Origin of the sequence: Kitasatospora sp. NPDC059648 (assembly GCF_042734825.1) — a bacterium.
Lineage (GTDB): Bacteria > Actinomycetota > Actinomycetes > Streptomycetales > Streptomycetaceae > Kitasatospora.
The window spans coordinates 1-5,256 of record NZ_JBHWDU010000180.1; the positions used below are offsets into that span (position 1 = coordinate 1).

Consider the following 5,256-nt stretch of genomic DNA (forward strand, 5'->3'; position numbering starts at 1 on the left):
CCCTGACGCCCTGCCTCCCGCCGGTGTGACCGGCCACGGTCAGACCGCCCGGGGCAGCGTGACGAGTCCCGCCGGAATGCCGGTGCACAGGTCTATCCTCGCACGGATGACGGGGCTTCAGCATGTCTGGCGCAGGTAGCCGGGGTTGCCCGGCGGAACGACGTCGAGGTCGCGGCGCACGATGCTGATGCGAGCCCCCGATGTCGTGCACGCCGCCTGGAGGCCCTGCTCGTCGTACTCGACGTCGAATACGCGGTCGCCGAACGCGTCGGCGTAACGGTTGCACTCGCCGTAGGTGCCGCATTGTTCCACCACCGCGAAGTCCAGGCCCAGTTGCCGTCGGTCGGGGGCCAGCTCCGCCGCGTTCTTCTGGGCGATGGCAAGGCCTTGCCCGTGGGCGTGCGCGACGAGTATGGACTGGTACGCCTCGGCGTCGGCCGCGCCCAGCAGTCCGGCCGATCGTGTGTAGCTGTCGTAGTTGTCCGGCTCGACGGCGTCGAAGCCCTTGGTGGCGCACTCTTCGATCCAGCCGTCCACCTTCAGAGCGATCCGCTGACGCTTGGTGTCCGTGCTGATGTCCAGCAGCGCCTCGTTCCAGGCGGTGTCGTGGACGACATTGCCGGCCCCGTCCCGGAGCAGCAGGTCCGGGTCCCATTCCTGCTCTGCGTCCGGCTGGGCCTGGAAGCCGTTGACGTAGCAGATGTTGTAGATGCCCGGTGCGGGGGACGCCTCGTGGTCGCGGCTGACGACCGACACACCGGCCGGGGGCTGGTACGGCCCGCCGATCTGGTAGTCGAACCCGGCGTGCACGGGAGGAACCGTCACGGCGGGTGCGGCCGTGGCCGATGTTCCCCCGGAGGCGGGAGGCGAGGTCGTCACCGCCGGTTCCGCAGTTCCGCCGGAGGAGCTGCACGAAGACATTGCGAGAACGGCTGCCGCCGAGAGCGCCAGCGCTGCGGCGATCCGGACCGGCGACCTGCGGGATCGAACGTGGTCAGCGGGCATCATTGGACTCCAGGTCGGCGGGGCATGTCCTCAGGCTTCTCCTCGCGGTGCCGGGAACACGAAGGGCCCCCCGGCGCCGAGGCAGGGAGCACCGGGACGACGGGGGAATCGGGGAACGTCCGGGGAAAGGGAGGATCGGGCGCATCGTGCCGGGCGGTGATCGGTGACGGCGGCCAGGGTCGTGGCCGCCGTCGAGGTGCGCGAGGCCGCGGACGGCGGGCTCGGTGGGCTCAGGCCACGCAGCCGGGGACCGCGGTGGGGCTGCCGAAGCAGTTGGTCGGGCTGTTGGCGAGCACGGCGGTGAAGTTGAGCGTGACGCCGCCGCCGTCGTCGTAGACGCCTCCGGGGGCGTTGGTCGCGATGTTACTGACGACTTTGCTCCGGGTGAGCGTGGTCGTGGCGCCGGCACCGCCGAAGTTGGCGATTCCGCCGCCCGCACCAGAGGGCCCGGATGCCGAGTTGTCGTAGACGGAGCTTTGCGTGACGTTCAGCGTGCCGTCGTTGGCCACACCGCCGCCCAGCTCGAGCGCGTTGTTGTTGACGACAACGCTCTTGTCGATGGTCATGTCGCCCTCGTTGCCCAGACCGCCACCCTGGTGGAGCGCGCTGTTGCCACTGATGAGGCTGTGGTCGACGCTCGTGGTGGCCCCGCTGTTGCCGCCGATCCCGCCGGCGAAGTCGGCGTGGTTGTCACGGATGAGGCTGCGCCTGACCGTGAGGACTCCGTCGTTGCGGATGCCGCCCCCGAAGTCTCCCGTCGCGTCACCGTTGGCGATGACGGCCTCGCGAAGGTCCAGGTCTCCCGTCGGATCGACCGTGAGGATGCGGAAGGCCGGCGCGGCCGGGTCACGGGTGATGGTGGCGCCGTCACCCTTGATGGTGATCGTGTTCTGGATGGACGGCAGTGGGGTGGTCAGGGTGTAGATGCAGCCCGGGGCCAGGGCGAGCGTGCCGCCGGAGGTGTTGGCGTCGGTGATGGCGCTCGCCAGCGCGTCGGTGGTGCACGGGACGAACGTCTGCGCGGCCGCCGGGGTGGCGGCCACGCCGGTGACCATGAGAGCGGCCGCTCCGAGAGCGCCCAGCGCGCGGATCGCCGGCCTGCCGTGGTTCATTTGGTTCTCCCTGGTGTCGAGTGGATCGTTCACGGGGCCGCCTGCGGTGGGTCCTCGACTCGGGCTGACGGCCTGCGGGGTTGTGCTGACGCTCACCGTGTTCGCGCCGTTGTCGCTCACGCGGGAGGAGAGAGCGTTGGGGGTGAGTGCCACCCTGCTCGGGGCGGTGTCGATCAGGTTCACGCTGCCAGCCGCGTTGTTCGCCACATGGGCGCGGCTGCCGTTCGGGGTGACCGCGATTCGGGTGGGCCCGCCCCGACCGGCACGGTCGCGCCCGTCGCCGCCGACCTTGCTGTCAGGCGGTCGGTCGCTGAGGTCGTGACGTCCCCTCCGGTCGAACGGGGACCACCGACGTCCGAAGGCCGTCGCTTCATGCCAGCCGGCATGACGTTGGCCCCTTACCGGGGCGCCCGACGGCTGCCGGACCGGGGAGCAGACGTCTCCTGAGGTCCAACGCGTTCCCCCGGCAAGGGATGGGCTGCCCACCGGGTGCCATCGCCACGAGTAACTCACGGGCTACAGCATGTAGCCATCAAAAGGCCCGCTTCTCACTCGAACGGCCGAGCGCGCTCCATCCGTAAATGATCCCGCAGGTGGGTGCCCGCACAGCCGCAACAGCGGAGAGTGGCCATCTGTCGCTGCAGTGGCGCGAGATCTCCGTCCCGTGGTCGGAGCAGCGCTGAGGTCACCTGCACGCACCGATAGAGCGCATCGCGCGAATATGATATTCAAGTTGATCCATTTAGGTGAATTCAGGCATTCATCAGTGCCATCCGTGCGCATCATTGACACGATCGAGAACAAGTGCCTGCGGGATAGAAACCCGCGGGAATCACGTTCCGATGGAGGTTCGTCGTGACTAACTGCCCAGCTGTCGACGCCCGGGCCGCTCTCGCCTTTCTGGAGAGGAGCGACCTGATAAATATGAACACCACTCTGGAACAGCTGGTCAGTGCGACCACCACGCTCGGAGAAATCTCCGGCTATGTGCTGGCCTGGGACAAGTACGTGCTCGTCGTCCCGTCCGTGACAGAGGAGCCCTCGCAGGCCTAGCTCCGGGCTGCGCCGTACGGGGGCGCTCGCGTCAGGTAGAACGCGAGACCGGGTGGCATCGACTCATCAGGGGGCGGCTGTGGCCGACACGTGGCGCACGGTGGAGTACGGAGCGGTCTCCTGGCTGGCCGCACACCGCACTCGTTTCGACCCCGACGCCGCCGACGAGGGGCGCGTGCTGTTCGTCCGCAAGGCGCTCGTCGAGGTCGCGTTGCTGGTCGGACTGCGTGCCCGGGCGGAGTCCGGATCCTTCGACGACGCCGACTATCAGCTGCTGTTCGAACAGGTCACCGCAGTGGCAGCGCGAGCTTCGTACCGTGAGCTCGTCGCGCGAGACGAGCGGGCCCTGCTCCTGTACGCGGGCACCTACGCGTCACAGCGGCTGTGCGGGCGACCAGACCGCGAGTTCGAGCACCTCATCGGCCAAGTGGTCTCCGGGCGCTACGCCGCCTGTTTCGAACGCGTTCCCTTCCGGCAGCTGGATCTGATGCATACGCTGGAGTTGGCCGGAATCCATCACGCAGCTCCGGCGGCAGATGCTGTCCTGCCTTTCTCCCTGCTCTGCGCGGATCCATCCGTGCTGAAGCTGAGCGATGGCGATGTTTACGCGATCACGCACACCGTGTTCTACGCCACCGATTTCGGTCGGCGTATCCCTCGGTGGCCCACCGGATTCGGTCTGCCGCAGGCCGTGGAGCTACTGGAGGCACTCAGCCTTTTGTACCGCCGGAGGGAGAACGCCGACCTCGTCGCCGAACTGCTCTGCTGCCTGCTGTGCCTGGGGATCCGGGACTCACCCGAGACGGAACGGGCCTGGGCGTTCCTCGCCGACGTACAGGAACCCAGCGGGCGGGTCGCCGGGCCGGACGGCGTCCTCCCGCCGGAACTCGAGAACGGCGATCGGGAGTACCGTGCCTGGGCCACCGGCTACCACACCACGATCGTCGCGGCGCTGGCCGGCCACCTCGCCCGCGACCCAGCCGTGATCCGGTGGCCGCGCCCCTCACCTCCCCGGCCCGCCGGCAAGGGACGGCTGGAAGCCGCGATCCGGCGTGCCATCGCCTGGCTGACCGACGACGCCCTCGAAGCGCCCTTCGACGGCGCGGTCGCGGCAGCGGGCGCGGCCTCGCGCGGCGCACGCTCCGTGGGGGAGCCGCAACTCGCCGCTCGGACTCTCACCCGTCTCGTGCAACGTGCCGACGGGGGCTCCGCCCAGCCGGGGGCTTGGGGGCAGCAGGGCGTCGACGCGGTTGCCGAATGCGCGCGAGGCCTGTCGGCCTGCGGGTTGGCCTGCGACTCCCTCGACCGGTTCCTGACGGACACGGCAGGAACACTCACCGGACTCGCCGCCCTTCCCACGACCGCCGCTGGCGGAGTCAGGCGACTTCAGGACCTCGGCCGACTCACCAGGCGGCAGGCCGACTCCCTCCTTGTCTCCACGGACCCCACGAGCCTGCTGGTCGAGAACCAGGCGCCCGCGATCACTGCCGCCGCCTTGGCACAGTACGCCGACGGCCAACCGCTTCGCCTCGGCGGCGACGCCTTCGCCTGGCGTCCCGTCGCGGAGCGATTCGTGGCCGCACTGCCGACCGCTTGCCGGAGTTACCGACTCGAAGAGGTCGCCGCGCTCCTTCAAGGGCTGGGGGTGCTCGGCTGGGCCGATCACCGGTTCACCCACGACGGGGTCGACTTCCTGCTCCGCCAGCAGCACCCCACCGGCGCCTTCGGCTACCCGGCGCGCGACGACCACCAAGAGCGGGCGACGGCGCAACGCATCTGGACCCGGAGTTGTGTCGTCGCCCTTTCATGCCTGCACGACCTGTACGACGAGTGAACACCTCATCGCTCGCAGGCGGTCCGGAGAGCCGCGGTGGAGCAGCATCGGTCGGGGTCGGTGCCGGGGACGGACCCGGCGGCCTCCACCGATGACCGCCCCGCGGGTGGTGGCGATCGCCAGGTGTCCGGCCAGGTAGTCCCCGAGGATGAGAGCGCTCGTCGTCCCGGGTCTGTGGTTTGTCGGCGGTGTGGGGGTCAGTCGGCGTCCGAGCTGCCTAGCAGGATGGCGCTCTTGACGCCTCCGATCTGG

The 5,256-nt window shown here is 69.4% G+C and carries 4 protein-coding genes; 2 read left to right on the forward strand and 2 right to left on the reverse strand.

All coding sequences use genetic code 11. The features are described 5' to 3' along the window. Positions 1 to 117 precede the first annotated feature (117 nt). Complete coding sequence (locus ACFV1W_RS39985; RefSeq protein ID WP_380422431.1) at positions 118 to 921, reverse strand: endo alpha-1,4 polygalactosaminidase; 804 nt, start codon at positions 919 to 921, stop codon at positions 118 to 120. A gap of 314 nt (positions 922 to 1,235) precedes the next feature. Further along, positions 1,236 to 2,117, reverse strand: a complete 882-nt coding sequence (locus ACFV1W_RS39990; RefSeq protein WP_380422433.1) for a hypothetical protein — start codon at positions 2,115 to 2,117, stop codon at positions 1,236 to 1,238. Positions 2,118 to 3,041: 924 nt separating this feature from the next. On the opposite strand from ACFV1W_RS39990, the gene ACFV1W_RS39995 reads away from it, so the two are divergent. Together ACFV1W_RS39995 and ACFV1W_RS40000 are read left to right on the forward strand one after the other, a co-directional pair. Continuing rightward, the gene (locus ACFV1W_RS39995; protein ID WP_380422434.1) at positions 3,042 to 3,170 is read left to right on the forward strand and encodes a hypothetical protein; all 129 of its coding nucleotides are present in this window, start codon (positions 3,042 to 3,044) and stop codon (positions 3,168 to 3,170) included. Between the two features lie 79 nt (positions 3,171 to 3,249). Continuing rightward, positions 3,250 to 5,004 (forward strand): DUF6895 family protein, encoded by a 1,755-nt coding sequence (locus ACFV1W_RS40000; protein WP_380422436.1) that lies wholly within the window; start codon positions 3,250 to 3,252, stop codon positions 5,002 to 5,004. Positions 5,005 to 5,256 lie beyond the last annotated feature (252 nt).